The following is a 26121-nucleotide window of genomic DNA, read 5'->3' as shown; positions in this document are numbered from 1 at the left end:
GCTTCTTTTGGCCTCAAATACGGAAAATGCCAACGGCTACGGCTTGCGAAAGGTCAGATAATGGGGGCTGCGGCCCTCACGAAGCGCCTTCTGCTCATAGCGGGTCGACAGCCAGTCGGGCCAGGCCTCGTCCGTCGGCCCCTTCTCAAGCACGAAACCGGCGGGAGGGACCTCCTCCAGCGTCTGGCGAACGTAGTCGGGGATATCGGTCGCCACCCGGAATTCGGCGCCCGGAGCAAGGACGCGAAACAACGCGGCCAGATACTCGGGCGTGACGAACCTGCGGCGGTGATGGCGGGCTTTTGGCCAAGGGTCGGGATAGTTCAGGAAGGCTTTTTCGATGCTGGCATCGGGCAGCACGTCAAAGACATCGCGGACATCTCCGGGATGCACCGCCAGATTTGTGACGCCGGCCGCTTCGATCTTGCCGAGCAGCATCGCGACGCCGTTCACGAACGGCTCCGCCCCCAGAATGGCCACGTCGGGATAGGTGGCAGCCATATGCACCAGATGCTCACCGCCGCCGAATCCAATCTCGAGCCAGACGGGGCGATCGCCAAACCGGGCCTTGAGATCGAGCGGGATCAGATCCGGATTGGCCTCACGGCCGATCGGACCGGGCGACAATTCCTCGAGGTCGCGCTCAAGGCGGACGACCTGCGCGGCGTTGAGGGTCTTGCCCTTGATACGGCCATAGAAGTTGCGCCAGGGAGTGCCGTCGGGATGAATGCGTCTGTCTGTCATGGCGAGGCACCTAGCAAGGTCGCGCCGGCGAGACAATGGGCAAGGAATGGCGGGCCGATCCGAAGCCTGCTCCACAGCTCATGGCCGCGAAACAGGCCGGTTCGGCCCGCCGGTCGCCCTAGATGCCGCGCTTCAGAGCGTCGGCCAGATCGGTGCGCTCCCACGAGAAGCCGCCGTCGGCTTCCGGCTCACGGCCGAAATGACCATAGGCCGCGGTGCGCTGATAGATCGGCTTGTTCAGGCCCAGATGCTGGCGAATGCCGCGCGGCGTCAGGTCCATCGCCTGATCGATGGCCCGCTCGATCGCGGCCGGATCGACTTCACCGGTGCCATGCGTATCGGCATAGATCGACAGCGGGTGCGACACGCCGATCGCATAGCTCAGCTGGATCGTGCAGCGCTCGGCCAGCCCGGCCGCAACCACGTTCTTGGCCAGATAGCGGGCGGCATAGGCGGCCGACCGGTCGACCTTGGTCGGATCCTTGCCCGAGAACGCACCGCCACCATGCGGCGCGGCGCCGCCATAGGTGTCCACGATGATCTTGCGGCCGGTGAGACCCGCGTCGCCATCGGGGCCGCCAATGACGAATTTGCCCGTCGGGTTGACGTGCCAAACGGTATCGGACGTCAGCCAGCCCTCTGGCAGGACTTCGGTGATGTAGGGCTCGACCATCGCCCGGATGTCGGCAGAGGTCAGGTCGGGATCCAGATGCTGGGTGCTCAGCACGACGGACGAGACGCCAACCGGCTTGCCACCGCGATAGATCACCGAAAGCTGGCTCTTGGCATCGGGGCCGAGATTGGGCTCTGTGCCATCCTTGCGGACTTCGGCCAGACGGCGCAGGATCGCGTGGCTGAACTGGATCGGCGCGGGCATGAGCGCATCGGTCTCGGTTGTGGCATAGCCGAACATGATGCCCTGATCGCCAGCGCCTTCGTCCTTTTCGGCAGCCGCATCGACACCCTGCGCAATATGGGCGGACTGCTCGTGCAGGAGGTTCGTGATCTCGCAGGTTGCGTGATGGAACTTGTCCTGCTCGTATCCGATGCCCTTGATGCAGTCGCGGGTAATGTCCTCGACCTTGCCCATGAACTCCTGAAGCCGGTTCTGGTCGGACAATCCGACCTCGCCGCCGATCACGACCCGATTGGTCGTCGCAAAGGTTTCGCAGGCAACGCGTGCCTCCGGCTCTTCGGCGAGAAAGGCATCGAGAATGGCATCCGAGATCTGGTCGCAGACCTTGTCGGGATGGCCCTCGGACACAGATTCAGACGTGAAAATATAGTCTTTCCGAGACATCGGGTTAGTCATGGGGAACGCTCCAATTAAAAAATGACCGTCACGTCAGGAAGCCGTTGTGACAGCGATACCGTCTCGCCTATGCGGCCCTCCTGATCGGGTCAACTCCTAATCGGTGGCGGTGCAGCCATAGCCCCAGAAACAAGATGAATAGCAACACTATAGCGGGCCAATCGCCAAGTTTTGTGTAGATTGTTGGCGGTTTCGCTTCCGGCAACGGCACGTCGAGCGCGCCCGACAGGTTCAGCGGCAGCTGGCCAAGCACGCGGCCATGCGGATCGATCAGGCCCGAAATCCCGGTGTTCGCCACCCGGACAAGTGGCAGCCCCTGCTCGATGGCGCGCAATCGGGCCTGGGCAAAATGCTGCTCCGGGCCGGCCCAGTTGCCAAACCACGCATCGTTGGTGATCAGGATCAACAGGCGGGGGCGTTCCGGGGCGTCGTTGACCTCTTCGGGGAATATCCCCTCATAGCATATCAAGGGCATCGCCGGGCCGAGACCGGGGATCGTGACCAGCCCCGGCCCCTCGCCCGCGGAATAGCCGCCGCCCTGACTTGCCGCCAATCCGCGTATGCCAAACCGCGCCGCCAACTCGCCAAGCGGCACGTATTCGCCGAAGGGGACGAGATGCCATTTGTCGTAAATATCGGTGACTGCCCCGGTCCGGTCCACCACGACCATGCTGTTGAAATAGCGCGACGCATCCCTGCGCAGGATGCCCAGGGCGACGGGGGCGCCCCGTGCCGCCACGGCCACGTCACGCAGCACGTCTTCGGAATATTCCAGCAGCCATTGCACCGACGTTTCCGGCCAGACCACCAGATCGGGCACCCGGTCCGGGTCGGCATTGTCGCCACCCGCGGTCGTTAACTGAAGCTGGCGTTGGAACAGGGTCTCGGCCATGCCCGGATCCCATTTGGAATCCTGCCGGGCATTGGGCTGCACCAGCCGGACAACCGGCGCACCGGCCTCGATCTGCGCCTGAACATCGGCCCCCGGTCCCGGCTCCAGAACCAGCCACCCGAGGCCCAACAGCACCAGCGGGGCAGCGAGCCACAGTTTGCGGGGCCAAAGGCTTACTGCGCAGGCCGGCACTGCGAGGGTCAGCAGGCTCAGGCCATGCGGCCCGACATAGGAGGCAATCTGTACCATCGGCGTATCCAGCCAGATGTGCCCAAGCAGGGCCCAGGGAAAGCCCGTCATCACCAGCGAGCGGGTGAGCTCGGCAAGGCCGAGCCCCGCGACGATCGCCCAAGGGTGCGCCCTGCCCCGGCCCAAAGCGGCGGCTATCCCGCCGGCGGCGGCCCAAAACAGAGCCATGCCAAGCGCCATGAAGACAAGCGCAAAGGGCGCCATCCAGCCATGCCGGGCGATATCGATCAGAAACGGCTGCACGATCCAGTGCAGGGTCAGCGCGAAATAGCCGGCGCCAAACGCCCAGCCCGCAAAGGCGGCACGCTTCCAGCCCGCCTCCGCAGCCATGAACAACATCACGGCAACAAGCGCCACAAGGGTCAGGGGCCAGAGGCCCCACGGCGATTGGCCCAAGCCCGCCACGGCCCCGACCGCGGCATAGGCCAGAAACCGCAACGGCCAGCCCAAACCTGCCAAGGCAGGGCTGGGTTCAGGCATCGCCGGTCTGGTCGGTGGGTGTCAGCCTGACGCGCATCCGCTTGATCCTGCGGGGATCGGCGTCGATCACCTCGAACTCGGGACCATCCGGGTGCCGAATAACCTCGCCACGCGCCGGCACATGTCCGGCGAGCATGAAGACGAGACCGCCAAGGGTGTCTACCTCTTCCTCGTCTATCTCGTCGTGGCTGGTCAGATCCATGCCGATTTCGGCCTCGAACTCGTCGAGCGGGGTCTTTGCCAGCGCCAGCCAGACGCCGGGCTTTTCCGCCAGATACGAGACGGCCTCGTCGACGTCGTGCTCGTCTTCGATCTCGCCGACGACCTGTTCGATCAGATCCTCGATGGTCACGAGACCATCGGTTCCGCCGTACTCATCGATCACCAAGGCCATGTGAATACGCTCTGCCTGCATCTTTTGCAGCAAGACACCCAGCGGCATCGACGGCGGCACATAGAGCAGCGGGCGGAGCATATTGCGCAGATCGAATTCCTCGCTATTGCCGTTAAAGCCATAGCGGAGCGCGAAATCCTTGAGATTGACGAGGCCGACCGGCGTATCCAGCGTGCCGTCGAAAACCGGCAAACGGGTCAGGCCGCTCTCGCGAAAAACTTTCACCAGTTCCTCGCGATCCTGCACCACGGGAACAGCGACGATATCGGCTTTCGGGATCAGGACGTCTTCGACGCGCATCCGGCGCAAATTCAACATACCGGGCCGGGTCTGCACGGACACCGAGTCGCGAGGGTTGCTCTGATCTTCTTTCAATGTCTGACCGCTTCCGCCAAACGACTGAAATACCTTGCTAAAAAATCCGCGGCTTTGGCCCGATTGGGCATCTGCGGGGAGGTCTTGTAGCGCGCGACGCGCGGCACTTATCGACCCTTCACTGGTCTCGGTCATTGTCTCCTTCCATCGCGGGACGATCCCCGCAGGTCACTCTGATACTCTATATGGGTCCGCTATTCCCATTTTTCCAAGTATCTCCGTCTCAATACCTTCCATCAGGGTGGCATCTGCGTCACGCTCGTGGTCATAGCCGAGCAAATGTAACACTCCGTGAACGATCAGATGGGCCGCGTGATGATGCAGGGTTCTGCCTGCGGCGGCGGCCTCGGCGGCGCAGATCTCATAGGCAATCGCGATGTCGCCGAGCACCACCGGCTCGCCCGGTGCGGCACGAGGCAAATCCGGCCGGGCCCCGTCCCTCTCGGCACCGCGCTCCTCGTCGGGCCAGCTGAGCACATTCGTAGGCTGAGGCTTGCCGCGGAAATCGGCGTTCAGCGCAGCTATGCGGGCGTCGTTGCAGCCCAGAACGCTGACCTCGACCTTGCCCTTGAGGCCTACGTTGGCCAGGACCGCCTTGATCGCGGTCACGGCAATCTTTTCCAGGCCAAGATCGGCCCAGCGGCGGTCTTCGATCAGTATATCGGCCTCGACAGTCATACCCCGGCCCGAAATATCTTCATGCTGCGCATTTTGTCCCCACATCCCGAACACCGCCCCAAAACGGTGCGGTCACGATGCGCCTTATACCGCGTTCCGCCCGCATCCCAGAGGTTTTGCGTGCGACCGCAGGTCTTGCATTGAATTGACCACTTGCGGGTCTCTGCCTCGACCTCCTCCAAGGATGGAGGCGTGAGCTTCGACCGCATCCATTGGCCAAGGGTAGCCATGGGTCAGACTTCGGCTTCGTAGGCTTCGATGATGGCGGCAACCAACGGGTGACGCACCACGTCCTTGGAGCTGAAGTAGCTGAAGCTGATCTGCGGGATCGTGCGCAGAAGGCGTTCGGCATCGGCAAGGCCGGATGTCACACCGCGCGGCAAATCCACCTGCGTGCGGTCGCCGGTAATGACCATGCGACTGCCCTCGCCCAGACGGGTCAGAAACATCTTCATCTGCATCGAGGTCGCGTTCTGCGCCTCGTCGAGCACCACGAAGGCCCGCGAAAGCGTGCGGCCGCGCATGAAGGCCAAGGGCGCGATCTCGATGACCTTCTCTTCGATCATCTTGGCCATCTGCTTGCCCGGCAGGAAATCGTTCAGCGCGTCATAGAGCGGCTGCATGTAAGGATCGACCTTGTCCTTCATGTCACCGGGCAGATAGCCGAGCTTTTCGCCGGCCTCGACGGCAGGACGGCTCAGGATGATCTTGTCGACATGGCCACCCAGAAACATCGACACGCCGACGGCGACGGCGAGATAGGTCTTGCCGGTCCCGGCAGGGCCGATGCCAAAGGCCAGTTCCTTGTTGAAAAGGGCTTGCACATAGGCCTTCTGAGCCTCGGTGCGCGGCTCGACGAGCTTCTTGCGGGTCTTGATCTCGATGCGGGTCGGCTCGCCCTTGAACAGTTCGATCTGGTCGCCGCCCTCGGGGCCACCACGCTCGATCGGCCCAAGGCGAAGCTCGCGGTCGATATCGGCGGTCTCCAGCGGCTTGCCCGCCTCCAGCCGCTCGTACAAGGCGCGCAACACCTCGGCGGCCTGCTCACGGGGTTCGGCGGCTCCGATGACCACAAGGCGATTGCCCCGGCGCAGGATCTGCACACCAAGCTTCTCCTCAAGGGCGCTCAGGTTGCGATCATACTCTCCGCACAAGTCGATCAGCAGAAAATTGTTCGGAAATTCCAAAGCTGTTTCGGTGGACTCGGTCACATTGGCGGGGGGCAATGTTGTTATGGCCAATAACTGCTCCTGTGAGGTTCTGTTTTATTGAATGGTGACAACTTGCGTCGACCGGCGCAAGCCTTGGTTATCCGAACTGTATCACAACAACGTAAAAGGCCGCGGACATCGCCGCGGCCTTGGATATTTTGTGCATTCGGCAAACCGCTCAGAGCGGATCGGGAATGAACGTGCCCTGCTGGAACGGCCCGACAACTTCTGTCGGCAGCGCGACACCCGAGCAGACCGGACGGCCATCCGGCGTCAGACGCTCGGACAGATAGCCCTCGACGCCATCGTCGATGATCCAGTGGTCACAGCCATTCGGGTCGACCCAGATACCGGCGACAAGCGTGCTCAGGTGGTGGGCGTTGACGCCCCGGTCGACAGTCTTGTCGGGCCCGATGCTCGTGCAGGCGCCAAGGCTGGCGGTCGCACCAAGGATGATCAGTGTTTTCAATGCGGTCATATCCATCATCCCCTTAGCGCAGGCAGTAAATTTCGACGCGACGGTTTTGTGCCATCCCGCCGTGCGGGGTGTCGTTGGCGGCCCGCGGCTGACGCTCGCCAAAGCCACGCACATCCACCACCCGCGCGCCGATGCCCTGAGCGACGGCAGCCACCGCGTTTGCACGGTTCTGCGACAGGCGCATGTTGTATTCGTCGGAGGCGCGGCTGTCGGTGTGGCCATAGATCAGGAAACCGTAGGCGTTGGCCTGACGGAAGAAGTTCTCCAGCACCTGGCGGTTGTGGGCGCTGATGTTGTAGCGATCCGTCGCGAACAGCTGATCGGTGGGCATGATCCCGCAAATCTCGCTCCGGCGGCAGACCGGACGACCATCGCGGGTGCGATGCGGCGACATGAAGCCCTCGGCGCCGTCGTCCATCACCCAGTGCTCGCATCCATCGGGATCGATCCAGATACCGGGAATATACTGCTGGTTCCCCGAATCCTGCGCGACCGCAGGCGCCGTGAGCGCAACCGTACCCATTGCAACAATTGCCAACCCACTCAGGGCAGCACGAATTACGTTCGTGATTTTTTCAGCCACGGCCGATCGTCCTTTGCCAGTCACTACATCCCCCCGGGCACACTACACCGCCCACGTTGTTCTTCTATCTGCATCACATTGTTAGCTAAATTCAGCCTTAATGAAAGCAGAAATCGCCACATATTGTAGCTGATGCCGCAACAGTCACATATTGAGGGCCACAATTAGGCCACTAAATTGCCACATTTCGAGACGTTGCAGAAAAACCGGGCGATCAGCCGATCAACTCCGCCGTCAAGGAGTTCGGCGCCGTCGCGGTCACTCGAACCTTGCGAATCTGGCCGCGGAGGTCTTCGTCCGACATGGCGTGAACGGCGTGGAGATGCTCGGATTTCCCGCCCCACTGGCCGGGATTCCGACCCGGCTTTTCGAACAATACGGTCGTGGTCTGGCCCACCATGGCGTCCTGACGTTCGCGCTGCTGGCGGGTGATCAGGGCTTGCAGGGTTTGCAGGCGGGCATCCATGACCTCGGCATCGACCTCGGCGCGCTCGGCGGCCGGGGTGCCCGGGCGGGCGGAATATTTGAACGAATAGGCCGCGCCGTAGCCGACAGCCTCGACCAGCGCCATCGTGGCGTCAAAATCGGCATCGGTCTCGCCGGGGAAACCGACGATGAAATCGGAGGTCAGCAGGATATCGGGGCGGGCCGCGCGGATACGCTCGATCAGGCGCAGATACTGCTCGGCCGTGTGTTTGCGGTTCATCGCCTTGAGGATCTTGTCGGAGCCCGATTGCACCGGCAGATGCAGATAGGGCATCAACTTGGGCTCGTTGCCATGGGCCGCGATCAGGGCGTCGTCCATGTCGTTGGGATGGCTGGTGGTATAGCGGATGCGGTCGAGCCCATCGATGGCCGCCAGTTGGCCGACAAGGCCGGCAAGCCCGCCCTCGGCACCGTGATAGGCATTCACGTTCTGCCCCAGCAAGGTGATGTCGCGGACCCCGGCCTCAACAAGGCCACGGGCTTCCGTCACGATCCGGTCTGCAGGGCGGCTGACCTCGGAGCCGCGGGTATAGGGCACCACGCAAAAGGCGCAGAACTTGTCGCAACCCTCCTGCACGGTCAGAAATGCGGTGGGGCCGCGCTTTGCCTTGGACCGGGCGGCCAGAATGTCGAATTTGTCCTCTTCGGGAAAATCGGTGTCGACGACGCGGCCACCGGCCTGCACCGCCCGCTCCATCGCAGGCAGTCGGTGATAGCTCTGCGGCCCCACGACTAGGTCGACGACGGGCATCCGGCGGATGATCTCGTCGCCCTCGGCCTGCGCAACACAGCCGGTGACCCCGATCTTGAGATTGGGATTGTCCAGTTTCAGCGCCTTGAGACGGCCCAAATCCGAATAGAGCTTCTCGGCTGCCTTTTCGCGGATGTGACAGGTATTGAGCAGCACCATATCCGCATCTTCGGCCCGATCCGTCTGCACATAGCCCTCGCCGCCCATCGCCTCGGCCATGCGCTCGCTGTCATAGACATTCATCTGGCAGCCATAGGTCTTGATGAACAGTTTCTTCGGGGCGGAGGTCATGTCAGCGTCCTTGCCGGAGGGAATGGGGCGGGTTTCGTCAGTGCACGCGTCTATCCGGGCCGGGGCAGACTTGCAATGAAAACGGATTTAACCGAATCTTGGCACGCAAGCTGTCCAAATCACCTCTTCCAACCGCAAGGCCCCGATGATGCTGTATTTCGAGTCGCTTGAGACATTCCTGAACGCCGGGCGCGACACCCTGCTCAAGGGACCGATCGGACTGATCTTCGTCGAGGACCAGATCGAGGTCGAAACGACGATCCGGCACCACCTCGATCTGGGGTTTCGCAAGCTCGTCGTGCTTGCGATGCCGGATGTCACCATCTCTCAGGGGCTTGGCGACCGGGTCGTGCGCGTCGACTACGACGTCAAGGCCGACAGAGCCGTTTGCGACGCAGTCAACAGCGTCATCCGGGTCAGCCCCGGAACGTGGTTCTACTACTGCTACAACGCCGAATACCTGTTTTACCCCTTCTGCGAACACCGCAGCGTGGGAGAGATGACGGTCTTCAGCACCGAAGAACGGCGCGAAAGCATTTTGACCTATGTCATCGACCTCTACGCAGGCGACCTCTGGGAGCATCCGAACGCCGTCTCCATCGACGATGCCCATCTGGACAAATCCGGCTATTACGCCTTGGCCCGCGCAAACCCGGAAACCAACCACCCCGAAGAGCGCCAGTTGAATTTCTTTGGCGGGCTGCGCTGGCGGTTCGAGGAACACGTGCCACAGGCCCGGCGCAGGATCGACAGGATCGGGCTGTTCAAGGCCAAGCCGGGCTTGGAACTGCGCCCCGATCACACCTTCAACGAGCCGGAATACAACACCTATTCCTGCCCCTGGCACAATAATCTGACCGCGTCGATTTGCTCGTTCCGAACGGCCAAGGCGCTCAAACGCAATCCGGGATCGACTTTCGACATCGAAACCTTCCGCTGGCACAACTCCGCGCCCTTTGACTGGCACTCGCAGCAATTGCTCGATTTGGGCCTGATGGAACCGGGGCAGTGGTTTTGACCGAGACCGCGGGAACGGGCAGGTCTGCTGCGATCCGGGATCAGGACAACGCCATCGGCTCCGACGATCGGCTCAAGCAGGCGTCGCCATCGCGATGAATGGAGCTTGCCGGCCAGTGCCGGGGGTCCGTCACCAGACCGGCCCGAACCGGGGCCATCAAGGCATAGGCGCGATGCAGGGCCAAATCCGCATCGTCCTGAATGCAATGCTCCCAGAACCGGCGCTGCCAAATCCCCTTTTCGCCACGGGCCAGCTGACCGGGGCTGACGTAGTCGGGCCGATCCACATGCCGCGAGAACGTCGATTTGATCTGCCGCCAGCGCGCGGAATAGTCGGTGTCACCGGGCGGCAACCGCCAGATCATATGAAGATGGTCCGGCAGTATGACCGCCGTATCGATCTCGAACGGGCGATGGGCCATGCAGGAGCGCACGGAACTGCGCAGCAGATCGAGCTTGTCGAGAAGCAGGCTCGATCCGCGATCCTGAAGCCTGACCGTAAAGAAATAGGTCCCGCCGGGGATGTGAAGGCGTGTGTATCTTGTCATGCACCAAGCGTGACTCAGGTTTGGTTAATGGCGCGTTAAGCGCCAAGCGAACCTTGCCATACGGCCGGGTGGCTTCAGGTGCGGCGCAACCGGATCACGACGTCGACGGATGTCATCACGGCGCCATCGGGCACGCCGGGCAGTCGCCGGATCTCGAGCTCGGAGGCCGGGGCATCGGTCAGGGTGGCGCTGTCTTCCCAATAGAAATGCGGATGGTCGGTGATGTTGGTGTCGAAATAGCTTTTCGAACCATCGACCGTGATCTCGCGCATCAATCCCGCCTCGCAAAAGGCGCGGAGCGTATTGTAGACGGTCGCGAGAGAAACCTTCTCCGCCCCGTCCGCCGCCGCCTCGAACAGGCTTTCCGCGGTCACGTGACGGTCGCCACCGTCGCCTACCAGCAGCGCCGCAAGGGCAAGCCGCTGACGGGTCGGGCGCAGCCCCGCCCCTGCCAACCAGGTGCTTGCACGGTCTGTCTGAAGTGCAGTCATTTGCGGCTCACTCGTCCCATGTGCCAAGGATATGGAAGAAATGCACCGGAATTCAATGGAAAACGCCAATCCGGCTCCATCTTCGGGCGCAGAGCACCCCGGCCGTCACACTTGCGCCGCGTCATTTCCGGATGCTAGACGATCCCCAACCGAAATCAGACAAGCGGAAGAAGCTCTATGGCTCAATACCCAGACCATTTCGACAAGGACGGACTTCTGAAATGCGCCCGTGGCGAATTGTTTGGGCCGGGCAATGCGCAATTGCCCGAACCGCCGATGCTCATGATGGACCGGATCACGGAAATCAGCAGTGATGGCGGCGCCAATGGCAAGGGGCACGTCGTCGCAGAATTCGACATCAATCCGGACCTTTGGTTCTTCAAATGCCATTTCCCCGGCAACCCGGTGATGCCCGGTTGCCTGGGGCTGGACGGGCTCTGGCAATTGACCGGGTTCAACCTTGGCTGGCGCGGCTGGCAGGGTCAGGGCTTTGCGCTCGGCGTCGGCGAGGTCAAGCTGACCGGCATGGTCACCCCCTCCCGGACCATGATCACCTACTATGTCGATTTCACGCGGGTCATCGACCGGCGGCTGAAGATGGGCGTGGCCGATGGCCGGGTCGAGGCGGACGGCGAAGTGATCTATCAGGTCAAGGACATGAAGGTCGGCCTCGCGGCTGCCGACGCCGAAGGCTGAGAACCGAGCGCGGCGCAGGGCCGATCGGTCCATTGTCAGGCGGCCGGCAGGGTGGCGCACCACGCGGCGCCGCTCCGGCAGGCTTCGGGTGACATAGTCATCGTCGATGCGGCACGGCAGAGCCGGCAGCATCCCTCCTGCGGCCTTTCGTCTTGCGTCGAAGCAACTCCACACACTACAAAGTCCGGACCAATTGGAAGGAATGCCGTCTATGCGTCGCGTTGTCGTCACCGGAATGGGGATCGTCTCCCCCATCGGAAACAACACATCCGAAGTGGCCGAAGCGCTGAAAGCTGGGCGCTCCGGGGTCGAAAGCTCCGAGGAAATGATCGAATACGGCTTTCGGAGCCAGATCGCGGGCACGCTCAAGATCAATCCGGCGGAGCTGATCGACAAACGACGGATGCGGTTCATGGGGCCGGGGGCGGCCTATGCCTATCTGGCGATGGAACAGGCGATTGCCGATGCAGGGCTCAGCGAAGCCGAGATCAGCCATCCCCGCACCGGCCTGATCGCAGGCTCTGGCGGCCCGTCGACATCCAACCTTTTCGCCGCCCACCAGATCGTACTCAAGAACATGAGCCCCAAGCGGATCGGGCCGCTCATGGTGCCGCGCGGCATGTCCTCGACGGTCAGCGCGAATCTGGCAACTTCGTTCCAGATCAAGGGGATCAACTATTCGATCACCTCGGCCTGCTCGACCTCGCTGCATTGCATCGGCGCGGCCGCCGAACAGATCATGATGGGCAAGCAGGACGTCATGTTCGCGGGCGGCGGTGAAGAACTCGACTGGACGCTGTCGTGCCTCTTCGACGCGATGGGCGCGATGTCTTCCAAGTATAACGACCAACCGACCAAAGCCTCCCGGGCATTCGACGCAGGGCGCGACGGCTTTGTCATCGCAGGCGGCGGCGGCATGGTGGTGCTCGAAGATCTCGAACGGGCGCAGGCCCGCGGGGCCACGATCTACGCCGAGGTCACCGGCTTTGCGGCCACCTCGGACGGGCATGACATGGTCGCCCCGTCAGGCGAAGGCGGCGAGCGGGCGATGCGTCTCGCGCTCGACACCCTGCCCGAAGGCCGCAAGGTCAGCTACATCAACGCCCACGGCACCTCGACCCCGGTCGGTGACGTCGGCGAGGTTGAAGCCGTCCGCCGGGTCTTTGGCGAAGGCCAGACCCCGCCGATCAGCTCGACCAAGTCGATGACCGGCCACAGCCAAGGGGCCACAGGGGCCTCTGAGGCGATCTATTGCCTGCTGATGCTGCGCGACGACTTCATCGCGCCGTCGATCAACGTCGAAAACCTCGACCCGGCCCTCGATCCCGCCGAAATCGCCACCAGCCTCGTGGAGAACGCCGGGCTAGACACGGTGATGACCAACAGCTTCGGCTTTGGCGGCACCAACGGGTCGATGCTGCTGTCACGGTTCACGGATTAAGAGCGAGGAACAGGCCATGACCATTTCACTGAGCGGCAAGCGCGGGCTGATCATGGGGGTGGCAAACGAACGCTCCATCGCGTGGGGGATCGCCAAGGCGATGCACGAGGCGGGCGCGGAACTGGCGTTTTCCTATCAGGGCGATGCCTTCGGCAAGCGGGTCGAGCCGCTGGCGGCCTCGCTCGGCTCCGACACCCTGATCGACGTCGATGTCACGGACGACGCCTCTCTCGATCTGGCGTTCCAGACGCTCAAGGACAAATGGGGGACGATTGATTTCATCGTCCACGCCATCGCCTATTCCGACAAGAACGAGCTCAGCGGCCGGATCGTGAACACCAGCCGCGACAACTTCAGCCGATCGCTGTCGATCTCGTGCTACTCTTTGATCGACGTGTCGCGGCGGGCATCCGAGCTGATGCCGAACGGCGGCACGATCCTGACGCTGACCTATCAGGGGTCCAATCGGGTCACGCCGTTCTACAACGTCATGGGTGTGGCCAAGGCGGCGCTGGAATCGGCCGTGCGTTATCTGGCCAACGACCTTGGCCCTGACGGCATCCGGGTCAACGCCATCTCGCCGGGGCCGATGAAAACGCTTGCAGGGGCGGCCATCGGCGGCGCGCGCAAGACCTTCCGGCATACCGACATGAACGCCCCGATGCGGTCGAACGCGACGCTGGAGGCCGTCGGCGGCACGGCGGTCTATCTCGCCTCCGACGCAGGCGCCTGCACCACCGGCGAGATCATCCGCGTCGATGGCGGCTATCACGTTCTGGGCATGCCGCAGAGCGAGAACATCTAGGCGGCGCCCGGCCTCACCCCGCTGACCGGCTCCGCCGGATCAAGGGCTGAAAGAACATGTAAAGCCCCGTGACCAGCATCACGAACAACAGCGGCAATGGCGAATAGGTGATGGCCGCCGGTACCGGGCCCAATGCCATCGCCACGAAGTTGGCAATCACTGTCAGAGTGAACGCAATCGACGTCCATCGGTGTATCTGTCGGATCATGTCTTTCTCCCTCCGATCGGTTGCTGTTGTCAGTCGGTCTTGGCCACGACGGCTTCCAAGGCGTCGAACATCTTGGCCCAGCCGTAGATCGCACCGCGATAGCTCTGCTCCTGATCGGGCAGGAATCCCGCTTGCTCCATTCGCAAATGTGTGCCCGACCCGTCCGGGCGCAGCGAGAACGTGACGACGCTATCAAGGCCCATGGCCCGCCAGGTGTAGGACAGCGTCCGTTCCGGCTCGATCTCGATCACGGTGCAGTCGACAGCGCCCCAATCGCCAGTCAGGGTGAAATCGCGCCCGACTTCGGGGGCGAAGTCGGACTTCATTAGCCATTCCGCCATCAAATGCGGTTGGGTCAAGGCCCGCCACAATCTGGCCGGCGGATAGGGAAACGTGCGTTCGATCACGACCGAGCGTGTCTCGGGAACAGGGGTTGTCATTGGTCCATCCTCGCCAGCAGGTTTTCAAGATCGTCGAAACGGGATTGCCAGAACGCCGACATCTCGCGGGTCCAGTCCGCCAGCGGAGCAAGCCCCTCGGCGCGTGCGGTGTAGTGGGTTTGGCGCCCGGCGGGGCGGGCGGTGACAAGGCCCGCGTTCTTGAGGGCCGCGAGGTGTTTCGACACCGCCGGTTGCGACACCCCCGCTTGGGCCGTCAGGGCAGCAACGGTCTGCGCCCCGTCGCGGCACAACTGCTCGAAAATGCCCCGCCGGGTCGGATCGCCAAGGGCGCGAAACAGGTCGTCTCTGGACGAAGTGTCGATCATTCATAGCCCCACGGTTATGGATTATTCATAACCCCGCAGCTATCAATCGGTCAATACGGATATTTCTTGACCGGCTCGGGGACGAGGCGCAGCATCTCTGAAATGTCGCAAGGATTCGGAGCAAGCCATGCCCAGAATGATTTTCGTCAACCTGCCGATCACGGATCTGAAACGATCCCGTGCGTTCTACACCGCCGTCGGATTCAGCATCAACGAGCAATTCAGCGATGAGCACGGCGCTTGCGTCGTCATATCGGACTCGATCTATGCAATGATCCTGACGCAAGAGAAATTCGCGGGCTTCGCGTCGATGCCGGTTGGCGATGCCAGCAAGGAATGCCAGCATATGCTGGCGCTCTCCTGTGACAGCAAGGGCGACGTCGATGCCATGATGGAGGCCGGTCTTGCCAACGGCGGGTCAGAGCCGACCCCGGCGCGCGATCTCGGCTTCATGTATTCACGCGCTCTGGCGGATCCAGACGGGCACATCTGGGAGCCGTTCTGGATGGACCCCGCCGCCGCAGCGGAGGGGCCACCCGATATGGAGGATTAGGCGGCGTCGACGCCGACCAATTCGATCTGAAAGGTCAAGTCCTTGCCGGCCAGCGGATGGTTGGCATCCAGAACGACGGTCTCTTCGCTGACCTCGACAACAGTGACGGGGATCACCTGGCCGGTCTGGGTTTGCATCTGCAATTGCAGACCCGGCTCGACGGGGAGCTCGGCCGGGATCGTCTCACGCGGGACGTCCTGACGGGCTTCGGGGTTGGCTTCGCCGTAGGCTTCGGCACAGGGGACAGGCACGGATTTGCTCTCGCCAACGGTCATGCCGGGAAGGGCCTTGTCCAGACCCGGAATGATCTGGCCCGAACCGACCACGAATTCCAGCGGATCGCGGCCCTCGGAGCTGTCGAATGTCTCGCCGTTTTCCAGCGTGCCGGTGTAGTGAATGCGCACAGTGTCGCCGCTCTTGACCTCGGTCATGAACTTCTCCTCGATGTCTAGGATGAATGAAGGGGTCGCGCGTCCAAGCACGGTGAATCCCTAGGCTCGGCGGTGTTCCTAACAAACCTTGGCCAAAGGCGCAAACCGGCCTTCCATTAGGGGGCATGGCGGGGCATTGTTGGCCCAGATTTCGGAGCATTGCATGACCATCACCACCTGCGTCTTTGATGCCTACGGCACGTTGTTCGACGTGAACGCCGCGGCGCGGGCCGCCGCAGCAGAGCCGGGACAGGAGGCGCTTGCCGCACTCTGGCCGCAACTGGCACGGGATTGGCGGCTGAAACAGCTGCAATACACGTGGCTGCGGGCCGTGGCCGAACAGCACTGCGATTTCTGGCAGGTCACCCAAGACGGGCTGGATTGGGCGATGGAAGCCGCCGGGCTGGACGATCCGCCGCTGCGCGCCCGGCTGCTCAAGCTCTACGAGACGCTGGAGGCCTACCCCGAAGTGCCCACAATGCTCGCCACCCTCAAGGAGCGCGGTTTGAAAACGGCGATTCTGTCGAACGGCACACCGCAGATGTTGAAGACGGCGGTGACGAACGCGGGGATCGGCGATCACCTCGACGCGGTGCTGTCGGTCGAAGACGTCGGTGTCTTCAAGCCGCACGAATTGGTCTACAACATGGTCGGCGCAAGGTTTGGCTGCGCGCCTGAGAGCGTGTTGTTCGTCTCCTCCAACGGATGGGACGCCGCAGGCGCATCCGGCTACGGCTTTACAACCGTATGGGTGAACCGTGCGGGCGAGCCGGTCGACAGGCTCTACGCCACGCCGCAACACATCCTGGGCGACCTGAGCACCATTCCGGAATTGATCTGATGCCAGACTACTCTGCCGCCGACGGCACTCGCCTGCACTACAGCGACGACGGCACCGGACTGCCCGTCCTCTGCCTCGCCGGTCTCACCCGCAATGGCGCCGATTTCGACCACGTCGCCCCGCACCTCAAGGGCACGCGGCTGATCCGGCTGGATTACCGGGGGCGGGGAAAATCCGATTGGGCCGACCCCGCCACCTACACCATCCCACAAGAGGCGCAGGACGTTCTGGGTCTGCTCGACCATCTCGGGCTGAAAAGGGTGGCCATTCTCGGCACATCGCGCGGCGGGCTGATCGCGATGACGCTCGCCGCCATCGCCCAGGAGCGGCTGCTCGGCGTCGCCCTCAACGACATCGGGCCAGTGATCGAAAGCAAGGGGCTTTCGATCATATCCGGCTATGTGGGGCAGCGGCCAAAGGAGAAAACCTACGAGGAGGCAGCCCGCAACAGGGCGAACCTCTGGACCCACTTCGCCGACGTGCCGCACCAGCGTTGGCTGGCCGAAGTGCAGGCGCACTACGTGGAAACGGACGACGGGCTCGATCTGCGATACGACCCGCGGCTGGCCGAGATCTTCAAGAACGGCGGCGCGCAGCCGGTGCCCGATCTCTGGCCGCTGTTCGACGGTTTCGAGGGGCTGCCGCTGGCATTGATCCGCGGGGCGAACTCCGACCTGCTGAGCAAGGACACCGCCGACGAAATGTCGCGACGCAGGCCCGACATGATCCGGGCCGACATCCCCGATCGGGGGCATGTGCCGTTTCTCGACGAACCGGCGGCCGTGGCCGCCTTGACCCAATGGCTGGAGGCCATGCAATGAACATCGACATGATCCGCGCCGCCGCCCGGCGCATAGAGGGGCACGTGCACCACACGCCGCTCCTGTCGTCCTACGGTCTGGACGCGATCGCCGGGCGCAAGGTGCTGGTCAAGGCCGAAGCTCTGCAAATCACCGGCTCGTTCAAGGCGCGGGGCGGCTGGGCGGCGGTCTCCGCCCTGCCTGCGGAAATCCGGCAGCGCGGCGTGATCGCGTTCTCGTCGGGCAACCACGCGCAAGGCGTGGCGCGAGCAGCCAAAGAGCACGGCATTTCCGCGGTCATCGTGATGCCCTCCGACGCGCCGATCGCCAAGATCGAAGGCACCAAGGGGCTCGGCGCCGAGGTCGTGCTCTATGACCGGGTCAACGAAGACCGGGACACCATCGGCGCACAGCTTGCGGCCGAGCGGGGCCTGACCCTGATCAAGCCCTTCGACGAACCCGAAGTCATCGCCGGGCAAGGCACCGTCGGGCTGGAGATCGCCGCTCAGGCTGCCGAATACGGCGTGACCGAGGCGGACGTTCTGGTCTGCTGCGGCGGCGGCGGGCTGACCTCCGGGATCGCTCTGGCGCTCGAGGCAGAGGCACCGGGACTGAGGGCGCGGCCCGTCGAACCGGCAGGCTTTGACGATGTCGCGCGGTCGCTGATCTCCGGGCAGATCGAGCGGAACGCCTCGGCCTCCGGCTCCATCTGCGACGCGGTGATCACGATCAGCCCCGGTCAGCTGACATTTCCGATCATGCAGCGGCTCTGCGGGCCCGGTCTGGTGGTCACCGATGCCGAGGCGCGGGCGGCGATGCGGGCGGCCTTCCGGCACCTGCGCGTGGTTCTCGAACCCGGAGGCGCCGTGGCCCTTGCCGCGGCCCTGTTCCACCCCGAAACAGTCGGCGGACCCGCCGTGATTGCGGTCGCCTCTGGCGGCAACGTCGATCCCGGCCTCTTCGCTGATGTGCTGGCCGAAAAGGACTAACCCATGAAAGAGCTCACCGTTCAAAGCAGCGATGCCGAGATTTACGCCCGCATCGACGGGAATACAGACCCAAAGGCACCGACGGTCGTCTTTGCCAACTCGCTCGGCACCGACCACACGCTGTGGGATCCGATCCTGCCGCTGATGCCCGAAGGGTTGCGGCTGGTGCGGTTCGACAAGCGCGGACACGGGCGGTCCTCGGTGCCGACACCGCCCTACAGCATGGGGGCGCTGGTCTCGGATGCCGAGGCGGTCTGCGACGCGGTCGAGGCCCGTGACGCGGTGTTCGTCGGCCTCTCCGTCGGCGGGCTGATCGCGCAGGGGCTGGCGGTCAAGCGGATGGACATCGTGCGGGCGATGGTGCTGTCGAATACGGCGGCCAAGATCGGGCACAAGCAGTTCTGGGACGACCGGATCGGTATGGTCCAGAAGGCGGGAATGGAGCCCGTCGCAGACGGCATTCTGGAGCGGTGGTTCGGCAAGGATTTCCGCGCAGGGCCCAGCTTCGGCATGTGGCGCGATCTGCTGATCTCGACCCCGCCCGAGGGCTATGTCGGCGTGTGCGCGGCCATCGCGGGCAGCGACTTCTTCACCACGACCGCCAGTCTGCGCCTGCCTACGCTGGGCATCGCGGGCACCGAAGACGGCTCCACTCCGCCCGATCTGGTGCGCGAAACCGTCGATCTGATCCCCGGCAGCCGGTTCGAGCTGATCCGTCGGGCGGGCCACCTGCCCTGCGTCGAAGCCCCCGAAACCTACGCCGGTCTGCTGACCGGTTTCTTCAAGGAGATTGGCCATGTCTGACAGCTTCGAGACAGGCAACCGGGTCCGCCGCGAGATCCTCGGCGACAAGTTCGTCGACAAGACCGAAGCGGCGATGACCCCGCTCGACGAGAAATACCGCAAGCTGACCTCCGAGGGGCTTTGGGGCACCGTCTGGGCCTCGGACGGGATCACCCTTCGGGAGAAATCCATGGTCACAGTCGCGATCCTCGCCGCGGGCGGTCTGAACGAAGAGCTGGGTCTGCACCTGCACGTCGCGGCCAAGAACGGGGCAAGCCGCGAGGACATCATGGAGGTGATCCTGCACGTGGCAACCTACGCCGGCATCCCGCGCTCCAATCAGGCGATCAAGGTCGCCCGAGCCATGTGGGCGCAGATGGACGCGGCCGCCGACGCGGCAAAGGAGTAGCCGGATCCAATCCGGTTTGCCCAATCCCTGACCGCCTGATAAGTCCGGCGCAAACAGCCACAGGTGCCGCCCATGTCCGCCTCTCTCTACGACAGCGCAATCTTCCGCGATCTGATGCAAGACCGGGAAACGGCGATGCTGTTCACCGACACGGCAGAGCTTCGGGCCATGCTGCTGGTCTGGGGCGCATTGGCACAGGCGCAGGCCAAGGCCGGAATCGTGCCAGACGTCAGCGCCAAGGCGATCCAGCGGGCGGCCATGGAAATCCAGATCGACCCGGCGGCACTGGCTTCGGCCACCGGTAAGAACGCCGTGCCCGTTCCGGCGCTGCTCGCGTCCTTCCGGGGCGAGATGACAGCGCCCGAACATGCGGCCTGGGTGCACTACGGGGCAACGTCGCAGGACATCATGGACACCGGGCTGGCCTTGCGGCTGCGTCAGGTGCTCAGCCTTGCCGAGAAACGGCTCGTCGGGATCGTGACCGCCTTGGGCAAACTGGCCGAGGCAGAGGCCGAAACGATCATGGCGGGCCGGACCTACGGACAGGTCGCCACGCCCACCACCTTCGGGGCGATGGTCGCCTCATGGGGCTGGCCGTTGCTGACCCTGCTCAAACAATTGCCCGCCCAGCGCGACGCGGTGCTCCGGGTCAGCCTCAGCGGCGCGGCGGGGACGTTGTCCGTCATGGGCGATGCCGGCCCACAGGTGCGGGCAGACCTCGCCGCCGGCTTGGGGCTGAACGATCCGGGGCACAGCTGGCACAGCGACCGCAGCGGCATCGCCGGGCTCTCGGCGTGGATCACGCAAGTGACCGGGGCCCTGGGCAAGATCGGGGCCGATCTGGCGCTCATGGCGCAAAGCGGCATCTCCGAGGCGCGGTCCGGTGCGGCGGGCGGGTCGTCGACCATGCCGCAAAAGCAGAACCCCGTCGGGCCAACGGTGCTTATGGCCATCGCGGCGCAAATCGTCGGGTTGAACAGCGTCATGCAAAGCGCACAGGTCCACCGCCAACAGCGGGATGGGGCAGCATGGATCAGCGAATGGCTGAGCTTTCCGCAGATTTGCCTCGGTCTCGGACGGTCTCTGGCCCTGGCCGAAGAGCTGATCAACAGCACCGTCGCCGACCCGGCACAGATGCGGGCCAATCTCGACGACGGGCGCGGGCTGATCTTTGCCGAGGCGCTCAGCTTCCGGCTCTCTGAAACGCTGCCCCGGCCCGACGCACAGGCGGCGGTCAAATCGCTCTGTGCCACCTGCCTGAGCGACGGCACGCCCCTGCCCGATCTGGCGCGCGCGGCCTATCCCGACCTGTCGCTCGACGACGTCTTCGACATGGGCGCGCAACTCGGGCTCGCGCCCTCCGAGGCACGGGCTTTCGCGGCAACCGCGGCGGAGCTTGCAAACTAGCCGGATCACGGTAAACCCAAACGGGCACGACATCGGAGCGCCAATGACCAGCCGTCTGCCCGTCATTTTCATCTGCATCACCATCGTCATCGACGCGATGGGCATCGGGCTGATCCTGCCGGTGATGCCGGACCTCATCCGCGAGGTGCAGGGCGGCGATCTCGGGCAGGCCGCGGTCTGGGGCGGCGTTCTGGCGACGATCTTTGCGGTGATGCAGTTCATCTTCGGGCCACTTCTGGGCAACCTGTCGGACAGGTTCGGGCGCAGGCCGGTGCTGCTGACCTCACTGGTGGTCATGGCGCTCGACTATGTCGTCATGGCGGTGGCCGGCACGATCTGGCTGCTGCTGTTCGGGCGGCTTGTCGGGGGGATCACCGCGGCGACCCAGTCCACCGCGATGGCCTATATGGCCGACATCTCGAAACCCGAAGAGAAATCCGCCAACTTCGGGCTGATCGGGGCGTCCTTCGGCATCGGTTTCGTGCTCGGGCCGCTGATCGGCGGGGCACTGGCGGAGTTCGGAACACGGGCTCCGTTCTATGCGGCGGCCGTGCTGGCGATGGCGAATTTCGGCTTTGGATACTTCATCCTGCCAGAGACGGTAACCGACCGGATACGCAGGCCGTTTTCATGGAAACGGGCGAATCCACTCGGGGCGTTCAAGCATGTGGGGGCCTTGCCGGGGCTGCGGCCGCTCCTGCTGCTGATCTTCGTCTACGGCATCGCCTTCTTCGTCTATCCGGCAATCTGGGCCTACTACGGACAGGAACGCTTCGGCTGGGGGCCGGGGATGGTGGGGGTCTCGCTCGGGATCTACGGGGTCGCGATCGCCGTGGTGCAGGGGGTGCTGATGCGGCCCATCCTGCGGCTGATCGGAGAACGGCGGGCGGTGATCTACGGGCTGGGCTTCGAGGTCTTGGCCTTCGTCCTGCTGGGCTTCGTCACCGTCGGCTGGCTGGCACTGGCGTTCACCATCTTCGCCGCACTCGGGGCGGTCGCCGGTCCCGCGCTGCAAGGGATCATGTCGCAAACCGCCGACGACAACCAGCAGGGCGAGTTGCAAGGCACTCTGGCCGCAATCAACTCGGTCGCCGTGATCTTTGCACCGCTGATCATGACGCAGACGTTCTACTACTTCACGCATGACAGTGCGCCGTTTTACCTGCCGGGCGCGCCGTTTCTTCTGTCCGCGATCCTGACAGTGCTCTGCATCGGGTTGTTTCTCATGGCCCGGCCCGAAAGCGACGAGGCGGCAAGCGACTGAACCCGACGCCAAAGGTCGGAAAATGCATTGCAGGCGGGTCGCGCTCGGCTCAGGCTGGCCCGGAAACGCAACGCAAGGACCCGATATGGCCCAAATCACTGCCGCCGTCTGCCACGCCTTCGGGCAGCCGCTGTCGATCGAGAAAGTAGAGCTTCGCGGCCCCGAAGCGGGCGAGGTCGAGGTGACGCTCGGCGCGGTGGCGATCTGCCATTCCGACATCACCTATATCGACGGCGGCTGGGGCGGCTCGCTTCCGGCGGTCTACGGGCACGAGGCGGCAGGGCAGATCACCGAGATCGGTTCGGGCGTCCGCGGTCTGTCCAAGGGCGACACCGTGGTGGTCACCTTGATCCGATCCTGCGGGGCCTGCCCGTCCTGCGCTGCGGGCAAACCTTTCATGTGCGAAACCGGATATGACGGCGATCATGGCCCTCTATCCACGCGTGACGGCGGCAAACTGCATCAGGCAATGGCCTGCGGCGCCTTTGCCGAAAAGGTGGTCGTCGATCAAAGCCAAGTCGTGCGGGTGCCCGAAGGCGTCTCGCTCGAAGCGGCGTCGCTCTTGGCCTGCGGCGTGATCACAGGGGTCGGCGCCGTCGTGAACGCGGCAGGGCTCCGGGCCGGGCAGGACGTCGTCGTCGTCGGCGCGGGCGGGGTCGGGCTCAACGCCATCCAAGGGGCGCGGATCGCCGGGGCGCGGCGGATCGTGGCGGTCGACATGTCGCCCGAAAAGCTGGAGATCGCCAAGGAATTCGGCGCCACCGACGGCGTTCTGGCCAGCGAGGCAGAGCCTTGGGCGCACGCCATCGTGGCCATGGGACGCGGGGCCGACGCGGTCTTCGTCACCGTCGGCGCGATTCCCGCCTTCGATCAGGCCCCCAACTACCTCAACAAGGGCGGCAAGGTCATCATGGTCGGGATGCCGCATTCCGGATCCGTCTCGACCTACGAGCCGGGGAACTTCGCCGCCGCCGGGCAGTCGATGGTGGGCTCGAAAATGGGCGACACGGTGATCAAGCGCGACATCCCGTGGATGGTCGATCTCTACATGCAACAGCGGCTCAAGCTCGACGAGCTGATCTCCGGGCGCTGGCGGCTCGACCAGATCAACGAGGCCATCGCCGACACCAAGACCGGCTCGGCCAAACGAAACGTCATCGTCTTCTGAATGTCGCGCGTCGTCGTCCTTACCGATCTGCACATCAGAGCCGAACCCGAACCGGGCAAGCCCGACGCGGATGCCCGGCTGCTCTCTGCGATCGACCATATCAACCGCTATCAAAGCGACGCCGATCTGGTGATCGTCACGGGCGACCTTGCGCATAGCGGCGAGCGGGCCGCCTATGACAAGCTGGCAAGCCACCTGACGCGGCTGGCGCTCCCGCACGTGCTGATGCTCGGCAATCACGACAACCGCGCCGCGTTTCTCGACGCCTTCCCGCAAATCAGCCCGGACGAAAACGGCCATGTGCAGCAGGTGGTCGACCTGCCCGAGGCACGGCTAATCTGCCTCGATACGCTGAACGGGCCGCCCTACAGCTATCCGTTCAGCCATCTGGGCGTGCTCTGCGCAGAGCGGTTGGCGTGGCTCGATGCGGCGCTCTCCGGGACGGACAGGCCCTGCATCCTGTTCATGCACCATCCGGCGCACAAGACGGGCTTTGCGGCGATGGATGCGATCATGCTGATGCATGGGCCCGCGTTCTACGACCGGATCCTTGCCCATGGCAACGTCGCGCATATCGTCTGCGGACATGTCCACCGGACGATCTCGGGCAGTCACCGAGGCGTGCCGTTTTCGATCTTCAAATCGCTTGTCGGGCAAATGCCGATGCTCTTCGACCTGATGGATTTCCACATGGAAACCGACGAGCCGCCCGCCTACGGGCTGCTGATGATCTCGGACGACGGGGTCGTCGCGCATAGCGAGGATTTCGGTCTCACCGACCTCGACGCGCTGCGGGCGGCCTCGCCTCAGAACGCATCGTCCCAGCCGAAATAGACGCCGTGAACCTCCTCCGCCTTCATGCTGCGATACAGGGCCAAAGCGGCGAGATTGTCGGTCTCGGTGCCCAGCCAGATGCCCTTGCATCCACGGGCCCGCGCAATCTCGATCAGGCGCTCGGTGACCGCCCTGGCAATGCCCCGGCGCAGGTGGCTGTCGCGGGTGCCGACCTCGTTGACGAACATACTCGGCGGCTTGTCGGGGTGGCGCAGAACCGTGCCCGTGGCCATCGATACCGCCAACGGGCCGTCAAAGGCCAGCACGATCTCGTTCATCGGATCGGCCAGAAAGGCTTCGGCCTGCTCTCGGTCCACCGGCTCGTCAAACAGACCCTCGGGCACCGCACAAAGCAGGTCCAAGTCCTCTGGACCCAGCCTGCGTATCGTGATCCCCTCCATCCCGAACCCTCCGCTGTGGAACCTGCCCCATGAAAATAGCCGATCTCGACATCATCGTCACCTCTCCACCCGCGCCGGGCTGGGGCGGGCGCTACTGGATTCTCGTCAAGGTGACGACGGACACCGGGATCACGGGTTGGGGCGAATGCTATGCCGCCTCCGTCGGGCCAGACGCGATGCGGCACGTCATCACCGACGTGTTCGAACGGCACATGGCCGGAGAGAACCCCGAAAACATCGAGCTGATGTTCCGGCGGGTCTATTCGTCGGGATTCACCCAGCGGCCCGATCTGACGGTCATGGGGGCATGGTCCGGGCTGGAGATCGCCTGCTGGGACATTCTGGGCAAAGACAGGGACCGGCCGGTCCACGCTCTGCTCGGCGGGATGGTTCAGGATCGGATCCGCGCCTACACCTACCTCTATCCCACGGCGGCCAGCCACAGCCTGCCGGAATTCTGGATCGACCCCGACATGGCGGCCGAATCCGCGGTGGATATGGTCGAAAAGGGCTACACGGCGGTCAAGTTCGACCCCGCAGGCCCCTACACGATCCGCTCCGGGCACATGCCTGCGATGTCCGACATCTCGCGCTCCGTGGCCTTCTGTGCGGCGATCCGTGAGGCTGTGGGCGACAAGGCCGACCTGCTCTTCGGCACGCACGGACAATTCTCGACCGGCGGCGCGATCCGGATGGGGGCGGCCATCGCGCCCTATTCGCCGCTCTGGTTCGAAGAACCGATCCCGCCCGACACCCTGCACGAATTGGCACCCATCGCCGCGCAAATCCCGATCCCCGTCGCCACCGGGGAACGGCTGACGACGAAACAGGAATTTGCCACGGCGCTGCGGCACGGCGCCTCCATCCTGCAACCCGCGCTCGGGCGGGCCGGCGGCATTTGGGAGGGCAAGAAGATCGCCACCCTCGCCGAGGCACACAACGCGCAAATGGCCCCGCACCTCTACGCAGGGCCGGTCGAATGGGCGGCCAACGTGCAACTCGGGGCCTCGCTGCCCAACCTGCTGATGGCCGAAACCATCGAGACCGATTTCCACTTTGCCCTGATCAAACACACGATGCGCGTCGAAGGCGGCTACATCCCCGTCCCCACCGGAGCAGGGCTGGGGATCGAGGTCGACGAAGCACTCGCCCGCGCGCATCCCTACACCGGCACCGGGCTCCACCTGCAAATGCAGACCACCCCGGTCAGCTATCACGAAGCCAATATCTTCGAAGGCGGCGCCCCGTCGAAACCGGTCTGACTTCATCTTGGCCAAAAAACTCAAATCCGGACGCAGGCCAAACACACCGCAAGGGTCTTGAGGCACGCGGGCCACAACCGGCC

Annotated in this window: 31 protein-coding genes and 1 riboswitch; of the genes, 15 read left to right on the top strand and 16 right to left on the bottom strand. The window is 63.9% G+C overall.

Translation table 11 applies throughout. The features are described 5' to 3' along the window. Positions 1-36: 36 nt before the first annotated feature. The 9 genes from trmB to miaB form a co-directional block, all read right to left on the bottom strand. Complete coding sequence (trmB, locus tag LOM8899_RS12950; protein WP_093992624.1) at positions 37-744, bottom strand: tRNA (guanine(46)-N(7))-methyltransferase TrmB; 708 nt, start codon at positions 742-744, stop codon at positions 37-39. Between the two features lie 118 nt (positions 745-862). After that, the gene (metK, locus tag LOM8899_RS12945; RefSeq protein ID WP_093992623.1) at positions 863-2044 is read right to left on the bottom strand and encodes a methionine adenosyltransferase; all 1182 of its coding nucleotides are present in this window, start codon (positions 2042-2044) and stop codon (positions 863-865) included. A gap of 18 nt (positions 2045-2062) precedes the next feature. Further along, positions 2063-2112, bottom strand: a riboswitch (SAM-SAH riboswitch). A gap of 11 nt (positions 2113-2123) precedes the next feature. Further along, positions 2124-3677, bottom strand: a complete 1554-nt coding sequence (lnt, locus tag LOM8899_RS12940) for an apolipoprotein N-acyltransferase (RefSeq protein WP_093992622.1) — start codon at positions 3675-3677, stop codon at positions 2124-2126. Next, positions 3670-4581: a hemolysin family protein gene (locus tag LOM8899_RS12935; RefSeq protein ID WP_093992621.1), complete on the bottom strand. Its 912-nt coding sequence runs from the start codon at positions 4579-4581 to the stop codon at positions 3670-3672. Before LOM8899_RS12935 ends, lnt begins: the two co-directional genes overlap by 8 nt. Positions 4582-4614: 33 nt before the next feature. Further along, positions 4615-5124, bottom strand: coding sequence for an rRNA maturation RNase YbeY (ybeY, locus tag LOM8899_RS12930; RefSeq protein WP_093992699.1), 510 nt, complete (start codon positions 5122-5124; stop codon positions 4615-4617). Between the two features lie 233 nt (positions 5125-5357). Further along, a complete protein-coding gene (locus LOM8899_RS12925) occupies positions 5358-6365 on the bottom strand; it encodes a PhoH family protein (RefSeq protein WP_093992620.1) in 1008 nt (335 codons plus the stop codon). Positions 6366-6513: 148 nt separating this feature from the next. Beyond that, a complete protein-coding gene (locus LOM8899_RS12920; RefSeq protein WP_093992698.1) occupies positions 6514-6813 on the bottom strand; it encodes a hypothetical protein in 300 nt (99 codons plus the stop codon). Positions 6814-6826: 13 nt separating this feature from the next. Further along, complete coding sequence (locus LOM8899_RS12915; RefSeq protein WP_093992619.1) at positions 6827-7336, bottom strand: OmpA family protein; 510 nt, start codon at positions 7334-7336, stop codon at positions 6827-6829. Between the two features lie 274 nt (positions 7337-7610). Beyond that, complete coding sequence (gene miaB, locus LOM8899_RS12910; protein ID WP_093992618.1) at positions 7611-8924, bottom strand: tRNA (N6-isopentenyl adenosine(37)-C2)-methylthiotransferase MiaB; 1314 nt, start codon at positions 8922-8924, stop codon at positions 7611-7613. A 148-nt stretch (positions 8925-9072) separates the two neighbouring features. Here miaB and LOM8899_RS12905 point away from each other — a divergent pair, with 148 nt between their 5' ends. Continuing rightward, positions 9073-9942: a hypothetical protein gene (locus tag LOM8899_RS12905; RefSeq protein WP_370739349.1), complete on the top strand. Its 870-nt coding sequence runs from the start codon at positions 9073-9075 to the stop codon at positions 9940-9942. A gap of 40 nt (positions 9943-9982) precedes the next feature. On the opposite strand, the gene LOM8899_RS12900 is transcribed toward LOM8899_RS12905, so the two are convergent. Then, entirely contained in the window at positions 9983-10489 is a 507-nt protein-coding gene (locus LOM8899_RS12900) for an REP-associated tyrosine transposase (RefSeq protein ID WP_093992616.1), read from the bottom strand. Between the two features lie 74 nt (positions 10490-10563). Continuing rightward, on the bottom strand, positions 10564-10980 hold the full coding sequence (gene irrA, locus LOM8899_RS12895) for an iron response transcriptional regulator IrrA (protein ID WP_093992615.1): 417 nt from the start codon (positions 10978-10980) through the stop codon (positions 10564-10566). A gap of 177 nt (positions 10981-11157) precedes the next feature. Here irrA and fabA point away from each other — a divergent pair, with 177 nt between their 5' ends. The 3 genes from fabA to LOM8899_RS12880 all read left to right on the top strand — a co-directional run bounded on the left by fabA (position 11158) and on the right by LOM8899_RS12880 (position 13922). After that, complete coding sequence (gene fabA / locus LOM8899_RS12890) at positions 11158-11676, top strand: bifunctional 3-hydroxydecanoyl-ACP dehydratase/trans-2-decenoyl-ACP isomerase (protein WP_093992614.1); 519 nt, start codon at positions 11158-11160, stop codon at positions 11674-11676. Between the two features lie 211 nt (positions 11677-11887). After that, entirely contained in the window at positions 11888-13117 is a 1230-nt protein-coding gene (gene fabB, locus LOM8899_RS12885; RefSeq protein WP_093992613.1) for a beta-ketoacyl-ACP synthase I, read from the top strand. A gap of 16 nt (positions 13118-13133) precedes the next feature. Beyond that, entirely contained in the window at positions 13134-13922 is a 789-nt protein-coding gene (locus LOM8899_RS12880; protein ID WP_093992612.1) for an enoyl-ACP reductase FabI, read from the top strand. A gap of 13 nt (positions 13923-13935) precedes the next feature. Here the strand turns inward: LOM8899_RS12880 and LOM8899_RS12875 are convergent, their stop codons facing one another. Genes LOM8899_RS12875 through LOM8899_RS12865 form a run of 3 tightly spaced genes read right to left on the bottom strand, consistent with a single transcriptional unit; the run spans position 13936 to position 14896 of the window. Then, entirely contained in the window at positions 13936-14130 is a 195-nt protein-coding gene (locus LOM8899_RS12875; protein WP_093992611.1) for a hypothetical protein, read from the bottom strand. A gap of 29 nt (positions 14131-14159) precedes the next feature. Continuing rightward, positions 14160-14570 (bottom strand): SRPBCC family protein, encoded by a 411-nt coding sequence (locus LOM8899_RS12870; protein WP_093992610.1) that lies wholly within the window; start codon positions 14568-14570, stop codon positions 14160-14162. Continuing rightward, positions 14567-14896, bottom strand: a complete 330-nt coding sequence (locus LOM8899_RS12865) for an ArsR/SmtB family transcription factor (RefSeq protein ID WP_093992609.1) — start codon at positions 14894-14896, stop codon at positions 14567-14569. The genes LOM8899_RS12870 and LOM8899_RS12865 overlap by 4 nt, the downstream gene beginning before the upstream one ends. Before the next feature lie 127 nt (positions 14897-15023). Here LOM8899_RS12865 and LOM8899_RS12860 point away from each other — a divergent pair, with 127 nt between their 5' ends. Continuing rightward, positions 15024-15449, top strand: a complete 426-nt coding sequence (locus LOM8899_RS12860) for a VOC family protein (RefSeq protein ID WP_093992608.1) — start codon at positions 15024-15026, stop codon at positions 15447-15449. On the opposite strand, the gene LOM8899_RS12855 is transcribed toward LOM8899_RS12860, so the two are convergent. Next, the gene (locus tag LOM8899_RS12855) at positions 15446-15880 is read right to left on the bottom strand and encodes an FKBP-type peptidyl-prolyl cis-trans isomerase (RefSeq protein WP_093992607.1); all 435 of its coding nucleotides are present in this window, start codon (positions 15878-15880) and stop codon (positions 15446-15448) included. The genes LOM8899_RS12860 and LOM8899_RS12855 overlap by 4 nt on opposite strands. 163 nt (positions 15881-16043) lie before the next feature. On the opposite strand from LOM8899_RS12855, the gene LOM8899_RS12850 reads away from it, so the two are divergent. The 9 genes from LOM8899_RS12850 to LOM8899_RS12810 all read left to right on the top strand — a co-directional run bounded on the left by LOM8899_RS12850 (position 16044) and on the right by LOM8899_RS12810 (position 24375). Further along, entirely contained in the window at positions 16044-16721 is a 678-nt protein-coding gene (locus LOM8899_RS12850) for a haloacid dehalogenase type II (RefSeq protein WP_093992606.1), read from the top strand. Then, positions 16721-17542 (top strand): alpha/beta fold hydrolase, encoded by an 822-nt coding sequence (locus LOM8899_RS12845; protein WP_093992605.1) that lies wholly within the window; start codon positions 16721-16723, stop codon positions 17540-17542. The genes LOM8899_RS12850 and LOM8899_RS12845 overlap by 1 nt, the downstream gene beginning before the upstream one ends. After that, on the top strand, positions 17539-18510 hold the full coding sequence (locus tag LOM8899_RS12840; protein ID WP_093992604.1) for a threonine ammonia-lyase: 972 nt from the start codon (positions 17539-17541) through the stop codon (positions 18508-18510). The genes LOM8899_RS12845 and LOM8899_RS12840 overlap by 4 nt, the downstream gene beginning before the upstream one ends. A 3-nt stretch (positions 18511-18513) precedes the next feature. Beyond that, complete coding sequence (gene pcaD, locus LOM8899_RS12835; protein WP_093992603.1) at positions 18514-19314, top strand: 3-oxoadipate enol-lactonase; 801 nt, start codon at positions 18514-18516, stop codon at positions 19312-19314. Then, positions 19307-19702 carry a carboxymuconolactone decarboxylase family protein gene (locus LOM8899_RS12830; protein WP_093992602.1) on the top strand — a complete coding sequence of 132 codons (396 nt, stop codon included), beginning with the start codon at positions 19307-19309 and terminating at the stop codon, positions 19700-19702. Before pcaD ends, LOM8899_RS12830 begins: the two co-directional genes overlap by 8 nt. Positions 19703-19774: 72 nt before the next feature. Beyond that, positions 19775-21109 carry a lyase family protein gene (locus LOM8899_RS12825; RefSeq protein ID WP_093992601.1) on the top strand — a complete coding sequence of 445 codons (1335 nt, stop codon included), beginning with the start codon at positions 19775-19777 and terminating at the stop codon, positions 21107-21109. 43 nt (positions 21110-21152) lie between these two features. Further along, complete coding sequence (locus LOM8899_RS12820) at positions 21153-22373, top strand: TCR/Tet family MFS transporter (protein ID WP_093992600.1); 1221 nt, start codon at positions 21153-21155, stop codon at positions 22371-22373. 85 nt (positions 22374-22458) lie between these two features. Further along, entirely contained in the window at positions 22459-23541 is a 1083-nt protein-coding gene (locus LOM8899_RS12815) for a Zn-dependent alcohol dehydrogenase (RefSeq protein ID WP_093992697.1), read from the top strand. Beyond that, entirely contained in the window at positions 23542-24375 is an 834-nt protein-coding gene (locus LOM8899_RS12810; protein WP_093992599.1) for a phosphodiesterase, read from the top strand. On the opposite strand, the gene LOM8899_RS12805 is transcribed toward LOM8899_RS12810, so the two are convergent. Then, on the bottom strand, positions 24348-24776 hold the full coding sequence (locus LOM8899_RS12805) for a GNAT family N-acetyltransferase (RefSeq protein WP_093992598.1): 429 nt from the start codon (positions 24774-24776) through the stop codon (positions 24348-24350). The two genes, LOM8899_RS12810 and LOM8899_RS12805, sit on opposite strands and share 28 nt — an antisense overlap. A 29-nt stretch (positions 24777-24805) precedes the next feature. Here LOM8899_RS12805 and LOM8899_RS12800 point away from each other — a divergent pair, with 29 nt between their 5' ends. Further along, positions 24806-26038, top strand: a complete 1233-nt coding sequence (locus LOM8899_RS12800; RefSeq protein ID WP_093992597.1) for a mandelate racemase/muconate lactonizing enzyme family protein — start codon at positions 24806-24808, stop codon at positions 26036-26038. The last annotated feature ends 83 nt before the right edge of the window (positions 26039-26121 follow it).

Source organism: Flavimaricola marinus, from assembly GCF_900184895.1.
GTDB lineage: Bacteria > Pseudomonadota > Alphaproteobacteria > Rhodobacterales > Rhodobacteraceae > Flavimaricola > Flavimaricola marinus.
The sequence above is the reverse complement of the archived record's forward strand: the minus strand, read 5'-3'. Positions and strand labels throughout refer to the sequence as shown.

Excerpts from the sequence above, each read along its gene's own strand:
- LOM8899_RS12870 (WP_093992610.1), bottom strand. The coding sequence starts at position 14,570 with ATGACAACCCCTGTTCCCGAGACACGCTCGGTCGTGATCGAACGCACG.
- LOM8899_RS12805 (WP_093992598.1), bottom strand. The coding sequence starts at position 24,776 with ATGGAGGGGATCACGATACGCAGGCTGGGTCCAGAGGACTTGGACCTG.
- LOM8899_RS12800 (WP_093992597.1), top strand. The coding sequence starts at position 24,806 with ATGAAAATAGCCGATCTCGACATCATCGTCACCTCTCCACCCGCGCCG.
- LOM8899_RS12935 (WP_093992621.1), bottom strand. The coding sequence starts at position 4,581 with ATGACCGAGACCAGTGAAGGGTCGATAAGTGCCGCGCGTCGCGCGCTA.
- LOM8899_RS12855 (WP_093992607.1), bottom strand. The coding sequence starts at position 15,880 with ATGACCGAGGTCAAGAGCGGCGACACTGTGCGCATTCACTACACCGGC.
- LOM8899_RS12860 (WP_093992608.1), top strand. The coding sequence starts at position 15,024 with ATGCCCAGAATGATTTTCGTCAACCTGCCGATCACGGATCTGAAACGA.
- LOM8899_RS12840 (WP_093992604.1), top strand. The coding sequence starts at position 17,539 with ATGAACATCGACATGATCCGCGCCGCCGCCCGGCGCATAGAGGGGCAC.
- irrA (WP_093992615.1), bottom strand. The coding sequence starts at position 10,980 with ATGACTGCACTTCAGACAGACCGTGCAAGCACCTGGTTGGCAGGGGCG.
- LOM8899_RS12825 (WP_093992601.1), top strand. The coding sequence starts at position 19,775 with ATGTCCGCCTCTCTCTACGACAGCGCAATCTTCCGCGATCTGATGCAA.
- trmB (WP_093992624.1), bottom strand. The coding sequence starts at position 744 with ATGACAGACAGACGCATTCATCCCGACGGCACTCCCTGGCGCAACTTC.
- fabB (WP_093992613.1), top strand. The coding sequence starts at position 11,888 with ATGCGTCGCGTTGTCGTCACCGGAATGGGGATCGTCTCCCCCATCGGA.
- LOM8899_RS12810 (WP_093992599.1), top strand. The coding sequence starts at position 23,542 with ATGTCGCGCGTCGTCGTCCTTACCGATCTGCACATCAGAGCCGAACCC.
- LOM8899_RS12865 (WP_093992609.1), bottom strand. The coding sequence starts at position 14,896 with ATGATCGACACTTCGTCCAGAGACGACCTGTTTCGCGCCCTTGGCGAT.
- LOM8899_RS12830 (WP_093992602.1), top strand. The coding sequence starts at position 19,307 with ATGTCTGACAGCTTCGAGACAGGCAACCGGGTCCGCCGCGAGATCCTC.
- LOM8899_RS12920 (WP_093992698.1), bottom strand. The coding sequence starts at position 6,813 with ATGACCGCATTGAAAACACTGATCATCCTTGGTGCGACCGCCAGCCTT.
- lnt (WP_093992622.1), bottom strand. The coding sequence starts at position 3,677 with ATGCCTGAACCCAGCCCTGCCTTGGCAGGTTTGGGCTGGCCGTTGCGG.
- LOM8899_RS12875 (WP_093992611.1), bottom strand. The coding sequence starts at position 14,130 with ATGATCCGACAGATACACCGATGGACGTCGATTGCGTTCACTCTGACA.
- LOM8899_RS12815 (WP_093992697.1), top strand. The coding sequence starts at position 22,459 with ATGGCCCAAATCACTGCCGCCGTCTGCCACGCCTTCGGGCAGCCGCTG.
- LOM8899_RS12880 (WP_093992612.1), top strand. The coding sequence starts at position 13,134 with ATGACCATTTCACTGAGCGGCAAGCGCGGGCTGATCATGGGGGTGGCA.
- pcaD (WP_093992603.1), top strand. The coding sequence starts at position 18,514 with ATGAAAGAGCTCACCGTTCAAAGCAGCGATGCCGAGATTTACGCCCGC.
- LOM8899_RS12845 (WP_093992605.1), top strand. The coding sequence starts at position 16,721 with ATGCCAGACTACTCTGCCGCCGACGGCACTCGCCTGCACTACAGCGAC.
- LOM8899_RS12820 (WP_093992600.1), top strand. The coding sequence starts at position 21,153 with ATGACCAGCCGTCTGCCCGTCATTTTCATCTGCATCACCATCGTCATC.
- metK (WP_093992623.1), bottom strand. The coding sequence starts at position 2,044 with ATGTCTCGGAAAGACTATATTTTCACGTCTGAATCTGTGTCCGAGGGC.
- fabA (WP_093992614.1), top strand. The coding sequence starts at position 11,158 with ATGGCTCAATACCCAGACCATTTCGACAAGGACGGACTTCTGAAATGC.
- ybeY (WP_093992699.1), bottom strand. The coding sequence starts at position 5,124 with ATGACTGTCGAGGCCGATATACTGATCGAAGACCGCCGCTGGGCCGAT.
- miaB (WP_093992618.1), bottom strand. The coding sequence starts at position 8,924 with ATGACCTCCGCCCCGAAGAAACTGTTCATCAAGACCTATGGCTGCCAG.
- LOM8899_RS12905 (WP_370739349.1), top strand. The coding sequence starts at position 9,073 with ATGCTGTATTTCGAGTCGCTTGAGACATTCCTGAACGCCGGGCGCGAC.
- LOM8899_RS12850 (WP_093992606.1), top strand. The coding sequence starts at position 16,044 with ATGACCATCACCACCTGCGTCTTTGATGCCTACGGCACGTTGTTCGAC.
- LOM8899_RS12900 (WP_093992616.1), bottom strand. The coding sequence starts at position 10,489 with ATGACAAGATACACACGCCTTCACATCCCCGGCGGGACCTATTTCTTT.
- LOM8899_RS12915 (WP_093992619.1), bottom strand. The coding sequence starts at position 7,336 with ATGGGTACGGTTGCGCTCACGGCGCCTGCGGTCGCGCAGGATTCGGGG.